20 protein-coding genes are annotated in these 16484 nt (G+C 42.1%); 5 read left to right on the top strand and 15 right to left on the bottom strand.

Annotated elements, in window-relative coordinates:
* The first annotated feature begins 358 nt into the window (after positions 1-358).
* The 4 genes from ACH6CZ_RS15125 to ACH6CZ_RS15110 all read left to right on the top strand — a co-directional run bounded on the left by ACH6CZ_RS15125 (position 359) and on the right by ACH6CZ_RS15110 (position 4168).
* Complete coding sequence (locus tag ACH6CZ_RS15125) at positions 359-1066, top strand: polysaccharide deacetylase family protein (protein ID WP_374098276.1); 708 nt, start codon at positions 359-361, stop codon at positions 1064-1066.
* Between the two features lie 147 nt (positions 1067-1213).
* Positions 1214-1792: an RNA polymerase sigma factor gene (locus ACH6CZ_RS15120; RefSeq protein ID WP_374098275.1), complete on the top strand. Its 579-nt coding sequence runs from the start codon at positions 1214-1216 to the stop codon at positions 1790-1792.
* Positions 1776-2495, top strand: a complete 720-nt coding sequence (locus ACH6CZ_RS15115) for an anti-sigma factor (protein ID WP_374098274.1) — start codon at positions 1776-1778, stop codon at positions 2493-2495. Before ACH6CZ_RS15120 ends, ACH6CZ_RS15115 begins: the two co-directional genes overlap by 17 nt.
* 317 nt (positions 2496-2812) lie before the next feature.
* Positions 2813-4168 carry a copper amine oxidase gene (locus ACH6CZ_RS15110; protein WP_374098273.1) on the top strand — a complete coding sequence of 452 codons (1356 nt, stop codon included), beginning with the start codon at positions 2813-2815 and terminating at the stop codon, positions 4166-4168.
* Between the two features lie 302 nt (positions 4169-4470).
* Here the strand turns inward: ACH6CZ_RS15110 and ACH6CZ_RS15105 are convergent, their stop codons facing one another.
* A complete protein-coding gene (locus ACH6CZ_RS15105) occupies positions 4471-5136 on the bottom strand; it encodes a KinB-signaling pathway activation protein (RefSeq protein WP_374098272.1) in 666 nt (221 codons plus the stop codon).
* A gap of 145 nt (positions 5137-5281) precedes the next feature.
* On the opposite strand from ACH6CZ_RS15105, the gene gerD reads away from it, so the two are divergent.
* Positions 5282-5926, top strand: coding sequence for a spore germination lipoprotein GerD (gerD, locus tag ACH6CZ_RS15100; RefSeq protein WP_374098271.1), 645 nt, complete (start codon positions 5282-5284; stop codon positions 5924-5926).
* Positions 5927-5995: 69 nt separating this feature from the next.
* Here the strand turns inward: gerD and ACH6CZ_RS15095 are convergent, their stop codons facing one another.
* The 14 genes from ACH6CZ_RS15095 to ACH6CZ_RS15030 form a co-directional block, all read right to left on the bottom strand.
* Positions 5996-6787 (bottom strand): hypothetical protein, encoded by a 792-nt coding sequence (locus ACH6CZ_RS15095; RefSeq protein WP_374098270.1) that lies wholly within the window; start codon positions 6785-6787, stop codon positions 5996-5998.
* A 17-nt stretch (positions 6788-6804) separates the two neighbouring features.
* Entirely contained in the window at positions 6805-7596 is a 792-nt protein-coding gene (locus ACH6CZ_RS15090; RefSeq protein WP_374098269.1) for a hypothetical protein, read from the bottom strand.
* Positions 7597-7710: 114 nt separating this feature from the next.
* The gene (locus ACH6CZ_RS15085) at positions 7711-8334 is read right to left on the bottom strand and encodes a hypothetical protein (protein ID WP_374098268.1); all 624 of its coding nucleotides are present in this window, start codon (positions 8332-8334) and stop codon (positions 7711-7713) included.
* Positions 8315-8500 carry a hypothetical protein gene (locus ACH6CZ_RS15080; protein WP_374098267.1) on the bottom strand — a complete coding sequence of 62 codons (186 nt, stop codon included), beginning with the start codon at positions 8498-8500 and terminating at the stop codon, positions 8315-8317. The genes ACH6CZ_RS15085 and ACH6CZ_RS15080 overlap by 20 nt, the downstream gene beginning before the upstream one ends.
* Positions 8501-8543: 43 nt before the next feature.
* Positions 8544-9320, bottom strand: a complete 777-nt coding sequence (locus tag ACH6CZ_RS15075) for a hypothetical protein (protein WP_374098266.1) — start codon at positions 9318-9320, stop codon at positions 8544-8546.
* Between the two features lie 143 nt (positions 9321-9463).
* Positions 9464-10246 (bottom strand): hypothetical protein, encoded by a 783-nt coding sequence (locus ACH6CZ_RS15070; RefSeq protein ID WP_374098265.1) that lies wholly within the window; start codon positions 10244-10246, stop codon positions 9464-9466.
* A gap of 65 nt (positions 10247-10311) precedes the next feature.
* A complete protein-coding gene (locus ACH6CZ_RS15065) occupies positions 10312-11766 on the bottom strand; it encodes a hypothetical protein (protein ID WP_374098264.1) in 1455 nt (484 codons plus the stop codon).
* A 17-nt stretch (positions 11767-11783) separates the two neighbouring features.
* Complete coding sequence (locus ACH6CZ_RS15060; protein ID WP_374098263.1) at positions 11784-12500, bottom strand: hypothetical protein; 717 nt, start codon at positions 12498-12500, stop codon at positions 11784-11786.
* A 15-nt stretch (positions 12501-12515) separates the two neighbouring features.
* The gene (locus ACH6CZ_RS15055; protein WP_374098262.1) at positions 12516-12707 is read right to left on the bottom strand and encodes a hypothetical protein; all 192 of its coding nucleotides are present in this window, start codon (positions 12705-12707) and stop codon (positions 12516-12518) included.
* Positions 12708-12719: 12 nt separating this feature from the next.
* Positions 12720-13391 (bottom strand): pilus assembly protein TadG-related protein, encoded by a 672-nt coding sequence (locus ACH6CZ_RS15050; RefSeq protein WP_374098261.1) that lies wholly within the window; start codon positions 13389-13391, stop codon positions 12720-12722.
* A complete protein-coding gene (locus tag ACH6CZ_RS15045) occupies positions 13391-13786 on the bottom strand; it encodes a TadE family protein (protein WP_374098260.1) in 396 nt (131 codons plus the stop codon). The genes ACH6CZ_RS15050 and ACH6CZ_RS15045 overlap by 1 nt, the downstream gene beginning before the upstream one ends.
* A 78-nt stretch (positions 13787-13864) precedes the next feature.
* Complete coding sequence (locus ACH6CZ_RS15040; protein WP_374098259.1) at positions 13865-15274, bottom strand: vWA domain-containing protein; 1410 nt, start codon at positions 15272-15274, stop codon at positions 13865-13867.
* A 35-nt stretch (positions 15275-15309) separates the two neighbouring features.
* On the bottom strand, positions 15310-15525 hold the full coding sequence (locus ACH6CZ_RS15035; protein WP_374098258.1) for a hypothetical protein: 216 nt from the start codon (positions 15523-15525) through the stop codon (positions 15310-15312).
* A 19-nt stretch (positions 15526-15544) separates the two neighbouring features.
* On the bottom strand, positions 15545-16480 hold the full coding sequence (locus ACH6CZ_RS15030) for a type II secretion system F family protein (protein ID WP_374098257.1): 936 nt from the start codon (positions 16478-16480) through the stop codon (positions 15545-15547).
* Positions 16481-16484 lie beyond the last annotated feature (4 nt).

The raw sequence follows: 16484 nt of genomic DNA, 5'->3' as shown, positions 1-16484 counted from the left end.
TTTTTTATTCGAAAAAGACTTAAAATCTTAAACGTTGACGTTTGGTTGTTTAGTTTTCAAGGTTCAAATGTTTCTTTTCGCTTCACTTCTTTATAAGAAGGAGGGCGGTGTTGCTCTCTCAAGCGACCAATCTATCATAACATCTTTCAAAATATTATGTCAAACACTTTTTCAAAAAGTTTTTGCTGTGTTTTAGCTTGGTGCTTCAAAAGCGACGCTTATTAATTTATCATCGTTTTGAAATTTGGTCAATGCTTTTTTAAAAAATAATTTAAATGACCGGATTTTAATGATTAAACTTCTATTTTTCTCTGTGCTTTCATACACTTTTACAAGGATTTTTTTGGAGGTGTGCGAGATGAGGAGTTTAACGGTTCGTTTTTATTCTATCCTGCTGGTCATGCTGATGGTTTTTGTTCTTACTCTTGCGCCTGGGGTCACACGTGTGATGGAAGTGAACGGTGTTTGGCCATCGCCAGGCATTATTTATAAAGGTGATCAGGGAACTGCGCTTACTTTTAACGTAACGATTGGTGATGAGTCTGTCAGCTGGCTGATTCGTGAATTAAAATCGAAGGGGATCAATAAAGCTGCGTTCTTTTTGGATCCGGCATGGGTTGATCGGCATGCTGATGTGATAGATGAGCTGATTCTTTCGGGGTTTGACGTTGGCATTTATGATCTTCATCCGGGAAGGTATGAAAAGATGACGGATGCTAAGATAGATGAACATATTTCAAATTTAGTTTCTTTTTTTAATGAACAGGAGCTCTCCCCTGCTTATTACCGGACCAAAGGTGACCTGCTCACTCCCACTGTTGTTAAAAGGCTGAGAGCGCAGGATCTTCTGGTGGTGGACTTTTTAATAGATGAAGACACATTGAATGAACAGGGTACTTCTGTTGAAGGTGCTGTTGTCGCACTTGATCTGATCAATAATCAGGAGAAAATGCAGGAGAGCTGGGATAAGTGGTATCGTGCGTTATCAGATACTAAGGAAGTGAGATATGTGTCGGTCCTTGAGCTGCTGGCATCTTCTGATAGTAAAATTAAGTTATTGGAATGATAATTTTTCTCTTTACCCTCTTTAAAAATTTTTAAAACTAAAAAGTGATCCAAAATGGATTCTTTTTCGTTAGCTGTGCAGAGAATTGTTTTCATGACGGTTGTTTAGTACGATTAATGAACAAACGTCATATTAAAGGAGTATGCTATGTCACAGCAATTAACGGATATTGATTTGTATCAAAAGGTTGTGCACGAGCAGGATTCTCAGGCTTTGCGCCAGCTTTATCAGAAATACGAGAAACTGATTTATTCTTTTTCATATAAGATGACACAGGACCAGGAAGTGGCTGAAGAAGCGATTCAGGAGGTTTTCCTGAAGCTATGGAAGAAACACGCACCTTATGATCATTCTAAGGGGAAGTTTTCCTCCTGGCTGCTAACGATGACCAGAAACACCTGCCTGGATGCCCTTCGTAAGCGGAACCGCCATGAAACGGTTGAGTACATTGAGAAGGATACTTTAAGAGTCTCGGAAGAAACACCGGCGGATATTTTAGAATGGAAAGAACAGGGTTCAGCCATTCAGGAATGTATGAGTGCATTGAAAGACGAACAGCAGCAGATTGTTCAGCTGTTTTATTTTAACGGATATACCCAAGCGGCGATCTCTAAGGAAACTGATACGCCGCTCGGGACGATTAAAGGAAGAATCCGGCTTGCGCTTAAGCATCTGAAAGCTTGCCTCAAAGGGAAAGGAGGACATGAGGATGACTCAGCAATGTGACCGAGTGCTGGATTATTATAACCAGCATTTAGATGAGATTGAAAAAGCAGCTTTTGAAAAGCATCTGTCTGAGTGTGCAGACTGCCAGGAACTTCTTGCAGACCTCAAGTCACTCGAAGATACGCTTCCCTATGCAGCTGAGCCGGTTGAGCCACCGGCAGGAATGGAAGAGCGGATTTTTGCAAAGATCGCATCTGCCGATCATACTGAGCCGGCAAAACCAGTTCCCCTCCGCCCTTCTAAGAAAAAGCGGACGTGGACGTTACCATCAATCGCTGCACTTCTGGCGATTTCCCTGTTCGGAAATGCTTACTTATTTACTCAATTGTCTGATGAAGCAGACATTGTGGAGCAGGCAACGATTGATCAGGTGCTTCAGTATGCGGAACTTGCACCGACAGCCGGAGATGCGATTGGTACAGCAAGTATTATTGAACAGGGTGAAGAACAGAGACTGGTTGTACAGGCTTCAAATCTTGCTGCCCTATCTGAGGATGAAGTGTATCAGGTTTGGTTATTACAGGATGGACAGCCTGAGCGCGCAGGGACGTTCGTGATTGATGATGAAGGAAGAGGTTCAGTGATTTTCACATTAAATGAGGAATATGCGGAACGTGACTGGGATACGGTTGCAGTTTCCCTCGAGCCGGATGCGAACAGTGAGCTTCCGGAGGGTGAAATTATTCTTGCTTCAGAGATTTAAGTTTTATATAGAAGGAAGCACCAGGATAACGTTCCCTGGTGCTTCCTTTTCCTTTTTACACACGTGGAAAATAGATCATTGCGGATTCTTATTACGAGCAGCACTTCCTTCCGATTCAACACATACAATCAGCAGACAATGGCAGACTAAATGTAAAAAATACAAAAAAATTGTCTGCCGGAAATGCTTTTATATCAAAGCTTCAGACAGCGTGATTATACAAATTCAAAAAAACTTTTTAAAAAAGTGATCCAAATTTGATCTCTCTCCGTTAGCTATTTGAATACAACTTACAAAACAAAAGGAGAGATTGAATCATGAATTTAAAAAGAAGTCACCTAGCAGTCCCACTTAGTCTATTGTTACTTGCCCCGGCAGGAAGTGCCCTAGCAGAGGATCACGGCAAACATGGTGGTGAAGCCTCTTCTGTTGAAACACCTGCATCTGACCTCAGAACGACACTTGGTCATTATTTAAGTGAACACGCCTTCCTAGCGATTGAAGCGATGCGTCGTGGTGCAGATGGTACAGAGGATTTTGATGCAGCAGTTAATGCACTGAATGCAAACACTGAAGATCTGACTGGAGCAATTTCATCTGTCTATGGTGAAGAAGCCGGCGCTCAGTTTAATGAAATGTGGAATAGTCACATTGGTTTCTTTGTAGATTATGTTGTTGCAACTGGTGAAGGTGACCAGGCAGCGAAAGATGACGCACTGGCAAGCCTTGATGGTTACCGGGCTGATTTCTCAAGCTTCCTTGAAGGTGCAACAGGCGAACGCTTACAGGCAGATAATCTCGCTGAAGGATTACAGGCACATGTTAATCAGTTAATTGGTGCTTTTGACAGTTACGTTGCCGGTGATTTTGATCAGGCATATATGTATGAGCGTGAAGCGATCGGTCATATGCATATGGTAGCTAAAGGATTATCTGGTGCGATTACAGATCAATTCCCGGATAAATTCGATAACACAATGGCTGTGACACCTGCCGCAGATCTTCGCGCAGCACTGAGCCACCTGCTGACCGAACACGCTGCACTGGCAACGATGGCTATGCAAAACGGTATTGATGGATCTGAGGATTTTGAAGCATCCGTTGCACAACTGAATGCAAATACTGAAGATCTAACAGCAGCGATTACTTCTGTATATGGTGAAGAAGGCGGTCAGATGTTTAATGAAATGTGGAGTAATCACATTGGATTCTTCGTTGACTATGTAACCGCAACCGCTGAGGAGGATGAAGCGGCTAAAGAAGAAGCGTTGGCAAGTCTTGATGGTTACCGTGCTGATTTCTCAAGCTTCCTTGAAACGGCTACTGAAGAGCGATTAAATGCAGATCAATTAGCAGAAGGGTTACAAATGCACGTTGATCAGCTTGTTGGTGCATTCGACAGTTATGCAGCCGGTGACTATGAAGGTTCATTCATGGATATCCGTGAAGCGTATGAGCATATGCTGAACCCTGCAACAGGACTATCAGGTGCCATTGTTGATCAGTTCCCGGATCAATTCGCTAATAATATGCCTGAGCAAATGCCAAATACAGGTATGGGCGGCGCTGCCGATAACGATTTCCCTATTGAATATCTGCTGGCATTATTATTCGTCATTGCAGGTGGATCGGCATTTGCCTACAGAAAATTTGCAGCTGATACAAAAGAATAACATCCAGATATGGAGCGGGGCATTCAGCCTCGCTCTTTTTATATGGAAAGATATTACCCCAAAAAATCATTTGAAGGAATAAACTTCATTCTAAAATTGATGATCGTGAGTGATCAAGATAGCGGGATACGTCGTGACGAATTTGTGTGGAGATGGCTGCAGGGCGGCGGATTAATTGGATCATCTCTTGGATTATATCTATCACCTCCGCACATTATTCCACCACCTTTAAAAGTATTCGCACACTCGAAGCCAGACTCCCTCCCTTCCCAAAATAAAAAAGCACGCCCAAAGGCATGCTTTTACTTCGCTTTTGCTTCTTGTTCACGTGCGGCTTTACGTGCCAGTCGTGCTTCTCGGTCTTTTTTGGACCGCTCATTATATTTAGGCAGAGCAAGCATTTGATAGGCATTGGTTGCAATCAGTGTGAACATGATTGTGATCAGCCAATAGTTTTCATTACTTCTCAGTACCGGCAGCCATTCAAGTGTTGTGACAACGACCATAAAGAATAGCGTTGACGGGAAAATCATCTTGTTTTTCGCCTGCTTCGCTTTTATAAGTGAAACAATGATCCCGACTACGAGTAAAAATGCTGCAAGTGAAAAGTACGGTACCAGCGAGTCACCTTCATCCGCAAATGCCTCAAACCGGAAATATACTAAGTCAAACAGTACAAATGCGACCAGCACCATCTGCACCCAGTTCCATAATTTTAATGAGCGGAAAATGCTGAGTCCGAACTGGTGAATGGTCAGGTAGGCAAAGTACCCCATCTGACTTAATACGCTGAATGTCATTCCGACACCAATCATCCATACGATGACTGATAAAATCTCTATACTATCTTCACCCGCGAACTGAGTTGTTAATTCACTCCAGCGGACTGTAATTCCTACGATTCCTGTGGTGACGCCGCCGACAAGCAGTGTCATCATAAAGAAACGGATCCAATTTCGTATGGTCACGTCTATATCCTCCACATCTGTAAATACACATTCTCATTCGATTGTACCAGTCGTCATGTGAAAAATCCATGACTGCTATGTGAACGTGTATATTTCAGCCTTTTACGCAAAAGCTATGAAAAATGCCTGTACGGGAGGTGTCAAAATGAAGAAGGAGTTATTAGTGAGTTCAGTATTGATTCTGCTTTTGACAGGATGCGCCGAAGAAAAGACCGGCTATGAGGAAACGAAGCAGATGGTCACAGACCTGTTAAAAACCGATGACGGGAAGAAAGCAGTCAAAGAGCTGCTCGCAGATGAAGAAATCAAAAAAGAGCTTGTGATTGATCAGCCGATTGTTAAAGAGTCTATTCAGACGACTCTTTTATCTAAAGAAGGTCAGGACTTCTGGAAAAAAACGTTCGCTGACCCTGAGTTTGCAGAAACCCTTGCGAAGAGTATGAAAACCGAGCATGAACAGCTATTAAAAGATCTGATGAAGGACCCTGAATATCAGAGTATGATTCTGACCATTATGCAGGACCCTGCGATGCACGAGCAGACGATGTCTGTCCTGAACAGCCAGGCCTATAAAGAAGAAACGAAAAAGCTGATGCTTGAGATGATGGAAAGCCCGCTTGTGAAGAAAGAAATGCAGGATTTGCTGCTTGATGCGGCGAAGGAAATGGGTGAAGAAGGAGCACAGCAGCAGTCTGACGGTGAAGGCGGTGGCGGCGAAGGTGACAGCGGCAGCAGCGGTGGTGGCAACGGCAGTAGTGAAAGTGAGAGCGGTGGTGGGATGGGACAGTAATGATGTTGTTTTTGATATCACTAAAGTAAAGAAAGCACCCGGCTTCGAACCTGGTGCTTTCATTCATACTTACCACGGTTTCGGCCAGCGCAGCTGCTTCCGGTAACCTCTCTCCATCTCATCATTATGCTTCCAGCTCGCCTTCAGCTTATTGGCTATCATCTCTTCCTTTGTATCACCAACTAAACCTGTTTTTGTCGCCAGGTGCTTTTCCGTCTTATGCTTATCTTTGACCATGTACTCATAAAACTTCTGTGTTTCGCGATCAAGCTGTTTCCAGCCTCCGTTTTTCTTCATTTGCTCTATCCAGTTCTCAATCACAGGAATATCCCGGGTCATGATCAGAAGGATTTCAAAATAGACCTGATCAAGCTCTGCTGCTGTTTCCATCAATGCATGCAAATCGTCTTCTGACACAACAAAAGTGGAGCGGATTTTTGCTAAGGTTTCTTCATACACTCTTTTGTGTTCAAGATGCAGCTCATATAGACGCTCAATTTTCTGCTTTCCTTCTTCTAGTAAAGGAGAGGGTGATTCCTCCATCACTCTGAGCGGTCGGGCAAAAAATGAATCCGATACTTTTGCGCGTGGCGCCCCGCCGGTATAGAAAGATACAATCAAGGCATTATACATTGTCAGTGTATAATGAATTTCACGAATCTCAGCTTCCACCTCTTCTTTAGGTGATAAAATGGCACCACCTTTTACCTCTTCCCCACGATTGATATACACTACCTGATAGTAGTGCTTGCCATTAATTGCGACAGGATTACGATTTACCTCAATTTTTTCAAGGAACTTCTTATGTTTCTTTGCTTTTTTCTCTACAATTAATATTTCTTCTTTTTGAATAGGCAGCATTGATCTCAACCTTCCTATTACCACGGTTTCGGCCAGCGCAGGCGCTTACGATAGTTCTTCTCCATTTTTTCATTATGTTCCCAGCTCACTTTAAGTTTGTTGGCCATAACTTCTTCTTCCGTCTTACCCACTAAAGGCGGCTTAGTTGAAAGATTTTTCTCAGTTACATGAACGTCTTTAACCATGTATTCATAAAATCGCTGCGTTTCCCGGTCGAGTTGTTTCCATAGGCCGCTCAATTTCATTCGCTCAACCCATTCCTTAATAACAGGGATATCTCTTGTCATAATCTGCAGCATTTCAAAGTGAACTAAGTCCAGGGCCGCTGCAGTCTCCATCACATATTGAAGGTCAGATGCCGTCACGACAAAAGTAGAACGGATCCTTTCTAATGTTTCCTGAAACACTCGCTTATGTTCACGATGAAGTTCGTGTAGGCGGGCTATTTTCTCTTTTCCTTCTTCGAGTTCCGTAGAAGGTGATTCCTCCATCATCCTTAATGGCAGCGTAAAATATTTGTCAGGTACATTCGCCCGTTCAATCCCCCCATCATAAAAAGATAGAATGAGAGCGTTATAAACAGAGAGTGTAAAATGGATATCATGGACCTCAGATTCCACTTCTTCTTTAGGCGATATAATTGCACCGCCCTTTGTTTCACCCTGACGGTTAGTGTAAACTACCTGATAATAATGTTTGTTATTAATCTCAACCGGGTTACGGTTTACCTCGATTTTCTCTAAAAACTTTTTATGTTTTTTTGCTTTGTGCTCAACAATTTTAATTTCTTCTTTTTGAATAGGCAGCACCTACCTCAGCCTCCCTATCACTGACTCTTTGTTCGGTTGAGCCTAAATCTACGGGCACCCTTTAAACGATGTATTCAATTAAAGAAAAATGATCTCCCGCCTTTTTAATTTTATTTATATCTTAGGTGACCTCAACAGCCTTTTCGACTCTACTAACCAGCTCGCTTGCTTTTCATAAAAAAACTGTTTTAGAAAATCTTTTTGGTCTTCAAAGCTTCCATCTGGTAATGATGGTTGCTCTTTGTATTGCTGACGGATCCAATTTTGTTCATTTTTAATTTGGGCACTGCTGTAAAACCGTTTTGTTTCTAGAGATAGCTGATCCCACAAACCCTGTGCCTTCATTTCTTCATTCCACAATGCTAAGTTGCTATCAAAGTCTGCCATCATTCTCATCATATTGATTTGACACACTGCCAAGATACTTGCTTTCTCTGTTAAATAATTTACCGACTCTTTCGTTACGATTCTGGGGTTTTTAGTATACTCTTGAAAATCACTATACTCAGATTTTAATTTTTCATGAAAACTCTGTAGTTTTCTAATCTCGTTCTCTCCACTTTTTAAAACGGGAAACTTGTCACCGTCCGATATATCTAGTGCTTCTGTGAAAAACATCGGAGATACCCTTGATCTGTCGTTAGTAGTTGAATAAATACGACTAATAAAATCATGATAAAGAGTAATAATCTCACAAGCTGCTAACGCATCCCGATGATTACCCCCCCGATCCAGCAACGATTGCTTTCCCTTCTGTTTTATCACTGCGTTTCTTTAAATAAGCTGTCTCAAAATAATAAACATCGTTAAGAATTACAGCATTAGGATGAACAATCATATCTTCAAACAGTTTTTTATATTTTTTTGCAGTTTTTTTAGCTTTTTCCCATTCCAGTTCGATCATCGTTGATCTCTCCTGACCTTACTTTTATAAAAAATACGGTCTGTTAGACTTGCGGCCATCTTAATTTCTCCCGAAAATCTCTAATCCACCTTTGATGATGGTTTGCCAAATCCTCTTTCACAAATGCCAATTGCTCTGACAAATCACCCTCAGGCAAAACCGGAAAATCATCACGAGCGGCTTTTGTTATTTCTCTCTCTTGTTCGATGTTAATAAAAGAATAAAAATCCCTGGTATGCTGAGATAACTTTTTCCACAGGCCAATTCCCTTCAACTCATCCTGCCACTTCATAAGAACCTGATCATCGTCCGCCACGATATTCATAATATAGATTTGACTCAGCGTCAGCTCACTGGATTGATCATGTATATAATCAATTGCTTCATGTGTAACATTTCTTGGATCTCTATAAAATTCTCCGCTTTCTTTATAAATGGAGACGAAACGCTTTTGCCAATCAAACAATTCTTTTATACGCTCCAGCCCTTTTTGCAGAACCGGTGTCAGCTCCTCTTTACTTTGAAGCAGTTCAATCGGCTCTTCAAAAACGCTGTTAGGGATTTGAGACCGATCATGCGCTGTTTCATATATCGCCCCAATCATACTGTTGTATACAGCCAGCAGAGCGTGCGCACGGACGGCATCCTGAATATCTTCATAATCGTCTGCTGGAAATACCGCCATTCCAGCAATCTCATCTTTTTTCATATACAGGACTTCAAAATAAGTCACACCATTTATTTCAATAGAGTTTGGCTGGTAATGGATTTTTTCAAATAGCTTTTTATACTTTTTGGCTTTTTGCTCAATTGCAAACAATAATATCCCTCCTAATGTCAGGGCTTTAGTCAGCAGCGATCGCCTTTTATATAAATTCAGTTTTGCCAACTCAACTTTTTATCTAATTAAGTGGACTTTTGAGAAAAAGCACTCGCATAAAACCTTCGAGTGCTTCTCATTTTTTAAAATGGTGCAGGATAACGCAATGTTTTTCTATATCCACGAATTTCCTGCTCTATATCTTTTGAGCTTTGCTGATAGATCTCTTCTACCTGATCTTCCCACCGTTCAGCTGATGGTCTGCGTTTAGTTGCGAGAAGAGCTACATTCTTTTCTTTTCCTTTAAGCATTTCTTCATAAAATTGATGAACATTTGAAGGAAGCTGTCTCCACAGCCCCACATTTTTCATTTCATTGACCCAATCTTCAATTACAGATAAATCTTTAGTCATAATCTCGAGTAATTTCACATGAATAAGATCTATCATCACTGCACTACGAATAGCATGATCTATATCCTTCTGAGAAATAACAACTGCTTCTCTGAATGTCTGTATTATGTTATTAAAATAGGTTTTGTGCTGCTCTAGCAACTGACTCATTTCCTGAATTTTCACTTTACCTGCTTCAAGCTGTGAAAGACTATGCTCTTCTATTAGTTTAATCGGCTGTTCAAAGTACAAATCAGGCGCCTTTGCTCTTTCGCTGCCCGCTGCATGAATACTCAGTATAAGCCCATTATATTTTGATAAAAGCGGCTGAGCTTCTCTCGCTTCAGACTCTATTTCCTGATAAGGAGATAAAACTGCTGTTCCTTTAACCTCGCCTTTTCCACTAGTGTAAACTACCTCATAGTAATGCTTCCCGTTAACATTAACCGGATTAGGGTTCACTTCTATTTTTTCAAGAAATTTCTTATACTTTTTTGATTTATTTTTAACAATCTGTATTTCATTAGATAGCATGATTTTCCTCCAGTCATTTGATATATCAGTTTAGTTTTTCATCTTATCGGAGGATCAATCGCATTTTACTTTCCAAACCAGCCTGCAACTGTACTTAAACCATCTCCAACAGAATCTTTAACTGAACTGTAAGCTTTCTTAACTCCATCACCAACTGATTTACCAAATTTCTTAATACTATCCCAATTTTCCGCAACAAGCTTTGTTGTTTTTGCAACTCCCCAAATCGCAGCTCCACCTAGGACAAGAAATGGCGCAGCAGCCTGAGCACCCGGTATTGGAAGAGCAGCAGCCACCATACCACCATTTAATAAAGTTTCACCTAATGATGCTACTGCATCCGCTCCTTGAGCAACTCGTTCATTGGTTGGAGTGCTTGAATCCATCTTAAAGAAATCTATACTTTTTGTAACAGTTTCATAAGTACCAAATACTACTCCTACACCTGCAGCAACACCACCAAGGCGGCTGACACTAAGAGTAGTAGAACTTGCAGCACCAGCGCCTTGTAAAATAGTCTGGGTGCCACCTTGTATTGTACCTGCGGCTGTTCTACCTGCACTTATTGCATTATAGGCTTTCTTTCCATCAGTATACATTGAATAACCTGTATCCGCTGTATCGATTAAGTCGGTAACCTGTTTATTTTGTATACCTAACTTCAGACCACCTACTAATGCCGTTTTTCTAAGGTCTAACGTATCGGAGAATGTAAAACTATCGCCAAGTTTATTGGCATTATCGATTAAATTAATCTGTGCTCTTCCCATATCATGTACTGCAAATTTAATACCTGCATAAGGGTCAAATGATGATTCTTCACTGTCAGCCGTGCTGGTAATTGGATATCCCGCAAGTCCCATCTCTTCCAGAATCGGCCCCTGATAGCCTGCACCATAACCATTCTGGTTTATGTAAGGTGCTCCTGGTGACTGTCCGTACCCACCTGCCATGCTTCCATTTGGCACACCGGGTGCTAAAGGATTAAGAGGCCCATATTGACCTGTATTTGGATTAAATGGTCCGATTGGTGATTGACCGGGTCCACCTTCGATCGGGGCTCCTGGTGTAATAGATGGCGCTCCGTTGATCGGTCCACCTGGTGATATACCTGCTATTCCATCCATTGGACCACCCGGTGTCATACCCGGAACGATAACTGGATTTCCATTAAATGAACCCGGCGGCGCCAGAATGATCCCCACCCATGGCTGAATGGACCATGGCGCGCCTTGAAATTGTATCCCCTCAATACTATTAGGGGTTCCCTGAGTGCCGTTCCCTGAGAATGCGTCACCCTGAAATGTTTCTCCCTCAAAGGTATTACCTTCCCATGTATGACCATCCCATGTATGACCATCCCATGTATGACCATCCCACGTGTTCCCCTGCCACGTATTTCCTTCCCATGTATTGCCGCTCCAAGGTGTTACAGCGTAAGTGTATGAGAAGAGAAAAGATTGTGCGATTAAAAATAAAATAATAATGACAGGAGGCAGTTTTTTCATCATACTTTTCATTCTTTCCACCCCTTTTTTTATTCTGAAATCAGCGTTTTTTCAATTGAGTAAAGATCCATTTCTTTTCTCCATTTTGCGATGAAAAACGCGTATGTCAGATAAAACAGAGGAAAGAAGATTGTATTAACAAACACGTGAACCAATACGATTGCCAGGTAAGATGTTGTAACTGTGATCACAAGATTTTGAATCAATAATGATATAATCAATTCGATTACACCAAATACAAGGATCAGAGAAACAATTTTCCAATGATGTTTTTTAAAAATCTGGAGGCTCTCTCTTAAAGATCTCCAGACAGATTGTTCTTCTTCAATTGCAATCAGCGGAGCACTGATGACCATTGCCATCACAATCAGTCCCGGTAGAAAGAATAAGCCAAAACCGATCACTACTGCCAAGCTCATTACAACAAAAAAGAGGAAGAAGTGAAAAGACCGGATAACAGATTGTAAGAATGCCTGTCTTAAAGGCATTTCTATCCCCTGCTCTTCAAACTTCCAGAAATAAATAAATGGAATCTGCCCAAAAAAGAAAAGCAGAAGCATAAAGTAACCATTTACCACGTCCGCTGTTCCAAAATCACCATAAGGAACAGGAAAAGCTGCATACATATAATTTGAGATGTAAAAATAAGCTGCTAATAAAGGTATCTGAACAAATAAAATAATAAGCAAAACCCGCTCATACTTCTTACTGAAAAACGAAAATGCCGATCTGATTGGCTGATCCATCTAGACTCTCTCCTTTCAGGATGCCTGCTCCTCTAATTGCTGAAGATGACGTTTGCGATAAGTAAAAATCAACGCACCAATCGCAATCGAAGTAAACGGAAAGCTTTCTGAACCAGTGGCCCAAAGGATTAGTTCCACTGGAATCAAAATCGCGAATAAAACCAGTAATGCTGTGTATAATCGTTTCCAAGTCTTATATTTTTTCATCAAAATCTCTCCTCACTGTAATGAATAGTTTCTGTTATCAAAGCCTTCGAGCTCCTTTACAAATGCAAGCTCCGGTCCTGCGGATTGTCTTTTAATATTTCCATTGATGCCTGAGAACCAGTCGTTATACTGCGTTACTTCAACATCATGTGCTGCACTTACCACGACCTGTCCATCGTTGAAAAAAGTAATTTCCGCTTCATCAAGCGTGCCGCCGTTAGCTAAGATTGCATTTTTGGCTGCTTCTCTCATATCAAGCGACCATCTGAATTCCATTTCTTCTTCGATTTTTTCACGCAGCAAATCATCGCCAAGTCCTTTTGACAACTCTTCTGCCATTACCTGATCGAGCGCTTTATTCTGAATCTCATTTAACGAGTAACCACTCATTTCACCTGATGAAAGCGCTGAAGTCCGCTCTTCAACCTTTTCTTCTATGCTTTTCGGATATGAATCTACTATGCCGACCACTTCAGATTCATATTCTTCAATGACTTCGTCCAGCCGCTCATATAGTACAGCAGTCGCTGCCAGACTAGCCTGCTGTGCTGCGCTGTTTGCCTGTTCTTTAGCGATTAGCGCATTGGAAAAGTTCAGTACAAGCATGATCAAAGCAATCAAGATGACCATCAGGCCTAAGATGAAAATTGTGATGTTTCCTCTCTTTTCCTTCAGGTATTTCATTACTTGATCACCTTCCCTGAGGTATCTGCCGTATAGGAAAAGGATGGCTTCCCATTTGGAAAGAATTTATCAGGGAGAAAGACAAATGCGATATCTACTGATACAGCTGCCTGGAACTGGTCTGTGCCTGTAATCGGTGCGCCAGTGAACTGCACGTGATCTCCGGCTGCATTGACGATTTCTTCTGCAGCAGCTGATGCTTCCGAGGTTTCGGCTGTTACTGAATAGACCTTAGCCGCTTCATTTGCAGCTGATTCAGCCAAAATGACTGCGTGAGCCCCTGCAATGAGCTGCCAGGCAATCATAATTGTTAAAAACACTAGCGGGACCATTCCGATAAATTCTATTGTCATTGATCCTCGCTCATCCAGTCTTTCCTTTAACCACTTCTCCATCTGCTTTCCTCCCCTCTTTCAATTCCGCTTTCCCACTTGCTCTTTGTAAAACCAAGTGGGAAAACGGGGGCTACCCGTTTATTCCGCTTCGTCTGGTGCTAGTTCTTCAATTTTTTGTTCCATTTCAGCAAGGCCAGCGTCACGCATTTCCTCAAATTTCTCATCGTATTTCTCTCGCGTATCGTTGATTAAATCCTTAACTTCATCGGATTTTGATTGAAAGTATTTCTGCTGATCTCTTGTAATAAGACCCTCTTTCTCCATCATATAAAGCATCCGTCTGCCTGAAGCTACCTGCCGTGTACGATTGTCATGGTATGCAAGTGAAAATTTGACGATGGCACCTCTGGCATCAATACCTTCTGATAAAACATCACCCTTGGCATCACGCTTCCATTCTCTCCACCGCTTTAGAATTTCTTCCGTCTGATCGAACTCTGCAGCCAATTCTTCTGCATTGCTTACATTTGTGAACATGCCATCTGCTGTATCAGCCACTTCTTTCAGCTGAGCCTGTGTTTCTGAATCAGCATTAAAGCCAATCACATTAATAATTGGAGAAACATTACTCCCAGCAAAAGATTCAGCTGCTTTGACAGGGTCACCATCACATGTTTCAATTCCATCACTGACCAGGTAGATCAGATTTGTATTTTGTTCTCCATCCAGATCGGCAAAGCTTTCAGCCGATGATTCGAGTGCTCCTGCTACTGGTGTCCAGCCTGCAGGTTCGAATTTATCCAGCGCTTCCTGAAATGCAGCTTCATCGTATGGACCACGCTCATACACTTCTTCGATAGCGCCACAGGACATCGCTTTATCTGCGTCATCTCCAGTGCCCTCATGACCGTATACTCTTAGAGAAACATTCGCTTCTTCAGGTGTTTTTGATAAAAATTCATTAATTTCTTTTTTCGCCTGCTCCATTCGGGTATCGCTACCCACCATTGCACCCATTGAACCGCTGGCATCTAAAATAATTTCGATATTGTAATTTTCTTTGAACTGATACTGCGGGTCCGCTTCAGGGGTTCCTGACAGCTGGAACTGCATCTGATCAACGACAGTCTGAGGATCAGGAAAATCGAAAGCGACTAAAGAATAAAAATACTTATAATAAGCATCCAATTCCTCTTCTGTTGCATCCTCAGATAATGCAGGCAGACTTCTCATCTCCTCAAGCACCTGTTCTGCCAATTCTGGAGCTGTTGAGTCAATGATCGTATCTGTTGAGATTCCTGATGACTGATCAAACAATTCCCTTTCTGTACTTGGAGGATCAGGTAGATTTTTCGCCTCTACCACAGAGATTAGATCATTCTCTTCTTTTTCCTCCGTATGTCCTGATTGTGTCTTTTCTTCAGATAATGAAGCTTTTCCGGTTTCCTGTTGTTCAGCTTCCTGCTGTTCAGTCTCCTGTTCACTTTCCTGACAGGCAACTAACAGGAAAGCGAGGGAAACCGGTAAAAGTAGATTCAATTTGTTCATAGGTGTCCCTCCCATCTGCTACTTTTAATGAATTTTTATCCTGCGATGTCACTAATCCAGCCTTCAAATGCATCACGGACTGAATTTCCGATGCTTTCTCCATCACCAAACGCCGTAGACACCAGCCCAACAACCAACACAACAACCGCCGCAATTCCAAGCCATTCAAGCGTCTGAGATCCTCTTTCATTTTGAACCGGTACCATAAGCTTTGAGATCATTTGAAGCGTTAATTCGTTTAGTTTTTTCATGTCTAATTCCTCCTGTTTTTTAAAATAGATTCATCATGCTGTTTTCGCCATAAAGTAAGTTCAAGATCATAAGCCCGGCAATCATCAGAATGGAAACCGGCGCCACAATAAAAGTCGTCACCAGCGTCACTTTCGGTGAGGCCTTTGCTGCAAGTTCTTTGACCTGTTCTTCTCTTAACTGCCTCATATCCTCTGCCTGCAGCTTGAAGGTTGAGGCGACTGGCACACCGAGCTTCATTCCCTGAAGGAGTGATTTTATCAGCTGCTGGAATTCCTGGTTGCTGTTACGTTCAAGAAGATTGCGGTACGCTTGCTCTCGCTGTACGCCTAAGTCGATCTCCTGAATAAAACGGGTGAATTCTTCTCTGAGCGGACCATCAAAAAAGCGGATCACCTCCCTTAAAGCCTGATCCAGACTGACGCCTGCCTGAAGACTTGTACTGACCGTATCCAGAAAATCCGGAAGGTCCATCCGCAGGCCCTGCTGGCGCTGTTTGACCTGCTGGCGGATCACAATGATCGGCAGGAAATATCCGAGCAGCGGTGTCAGCACGATTCCAAATTGTGATAGCGGCAGCCCAAGGAAGAAGAAAAACATTCCGAGGAAAAAGCCGACTGTCATGAGCATCATTTTCAGTCCCTGGAAGCGGGCAACTGTTAACTCATAGCGATTACCTGACTTCTTCAACCAGTCCGCTACATCCTGATTCACACTGAAAAAGTTAATGCGCTGGCCAATGTCTGCAAATTCATCTGCGAATTTAGTTGTCTTATCGATAAGTCCCGCCCGTTGCTTACGCTTCTTCTCCTTTTTTTCAAAAGCATCGACCATTGTGACGTCGGAGATATGAAGCAGTAGTTCTCTTTTTTCTTTGATATAAACTGACCAGTTCCTGAGCCCGAGCAGGACAAGGAACCAGAAAAGCACAATACATAAAATGATTAAGGCATCCATCTTG

This window comes from Jeotgalibacillus sp. JSM ZJ347 (assembly GCF_044383825.1).
Lineage (GTDB): Bacteria > Bacillota > Bacilli > Bacillales > Jeotgalibacillaceae > Jeotgalibacillus.
The sequence above is the reverse complement of the archived record's forward strand: the minus strand, read 5'-3'. Positions and strand labels throughout refer to the sequence as shown.

Excerpts from the sequence above, each read along its gene's own strand:
- ACH6CZ_RS15125 (WP_374098276.1), top strand. The coding sequence starts at position 359 with ATGAGGAGTTTAACGGTTCGTTTTTATTCTATCCTGCTGGTCATGCTG.
- ACH6CZ_RS15040 (WP_374098259.1), bottom strand. The coding sequence starts at position 15,274 with ATGAACAAATTGAATCTACTTTTACCGGTTTCCCTCGCTTTCCTGTTA.
- ACH6CZ_RS15120 (WP_374098275.1), top strand. The coding sequence starts at position 1,214 with ATGTCACAGCAATTAACGGATATTGATTTGTATCAAAAGGTTGTGCAC.
- ACH6CZ_RS15060 (WP_374098263.1), bottom strand. The coding sequence starts at position 12,500 with ATGGATCAGCCAATCAGATCGGCATTTTCGTTTTTCAGTAAGAAGTAT.
- ACH6CZ_RS15065 (WP_374098264.1), bottom strand. The coding sequence starts at position 11,766 with ATGAAAAGTATGATGAAAAAACTGCCTCCTGTCATTATTATTTTATTT.
- ACH6CZ_RS15080 (WP_374098267.1), bottom strand. The coding sequence starts at position 8,500 with ATGATCGAACTGGAATGGGAAAAAGCTAAAAAAACTGCAAAAAAATAT.
- gerD (WP_374098271.1), top strand. The coding sequence starts at position 5,282 with ATGAAGAAGGAGTTATTAGTGAGTTCAGTATTGATTCTGCTTTTGACA.
- ACH6CZ_RS15070 (WP_374098265.1), bottom strand. The coding sequence starts at position 10,246 with ATGCTATCTAATGAAATACAGATTGTTAAAAATAAATCAAAAAAGTAT.
- ACH6CZ_RS15110 (WP_374098273.1), top strand. The coding sequence starts at position 2,813 with ATGAATTTAAAAAGAAGTCACCTAGCAGTCCCACTTAGTCTATTGTTA.
- ACH6CZ_RS15095 (WP_374098270.1), bottom strand. The coding sequence starts at position 6,787 with ATGCTGCCTATTCAAAAAGAAGAAATATTAATTGTAGAGAAAAAAGCA.
- ACH6CZ_RS15115 (WP_374098274.1), top strand. The coding sequence starts at position 1,776 with ATGACTCAGCAATGTGACCGAGTGCTGGATTATTATAACCAGCATTTA.
- ACH6CZ_RS15035 (WP_374098258.1), bottom strand. The coding sequence starts at position 15,525 with ATGAAAAAACTAAACGAATTAACGCTTCAAATGATCTCAAAGCTTATG.
- ACH6CZ_RS15050 (WP_374098261.1), bottom strand. The coding sequence starts at position 13,391 with ATGAAATACCTGAAGGAAAAGAGAGGAAACATCACAATTTTCATCTTA.
- ACH6CZ_RS15045 (WP_374098260.1), bottom strand. The coding sequence starts at position 13,786 with ATGGAGAAGTGGTTAAAGGAAAGACTGGATGAGCGAGGATCAATGACA.
- ACH6CZ_RS15030 (WP_374098257.1), bottom strand. The coding sequence starts at position 16,480 with ATGGATGCCTTAATCATTTTATGTATTGTGCTTTTCTGGTTCCTTGTC.
- ACH6CZ_RS15055 (WP_374098262.1), bottom strand. The coding sequence starts at position 12,707 with ATGAAAAAATATAAGACTTGGAAACGATTATACACAGCATTACTGGTT.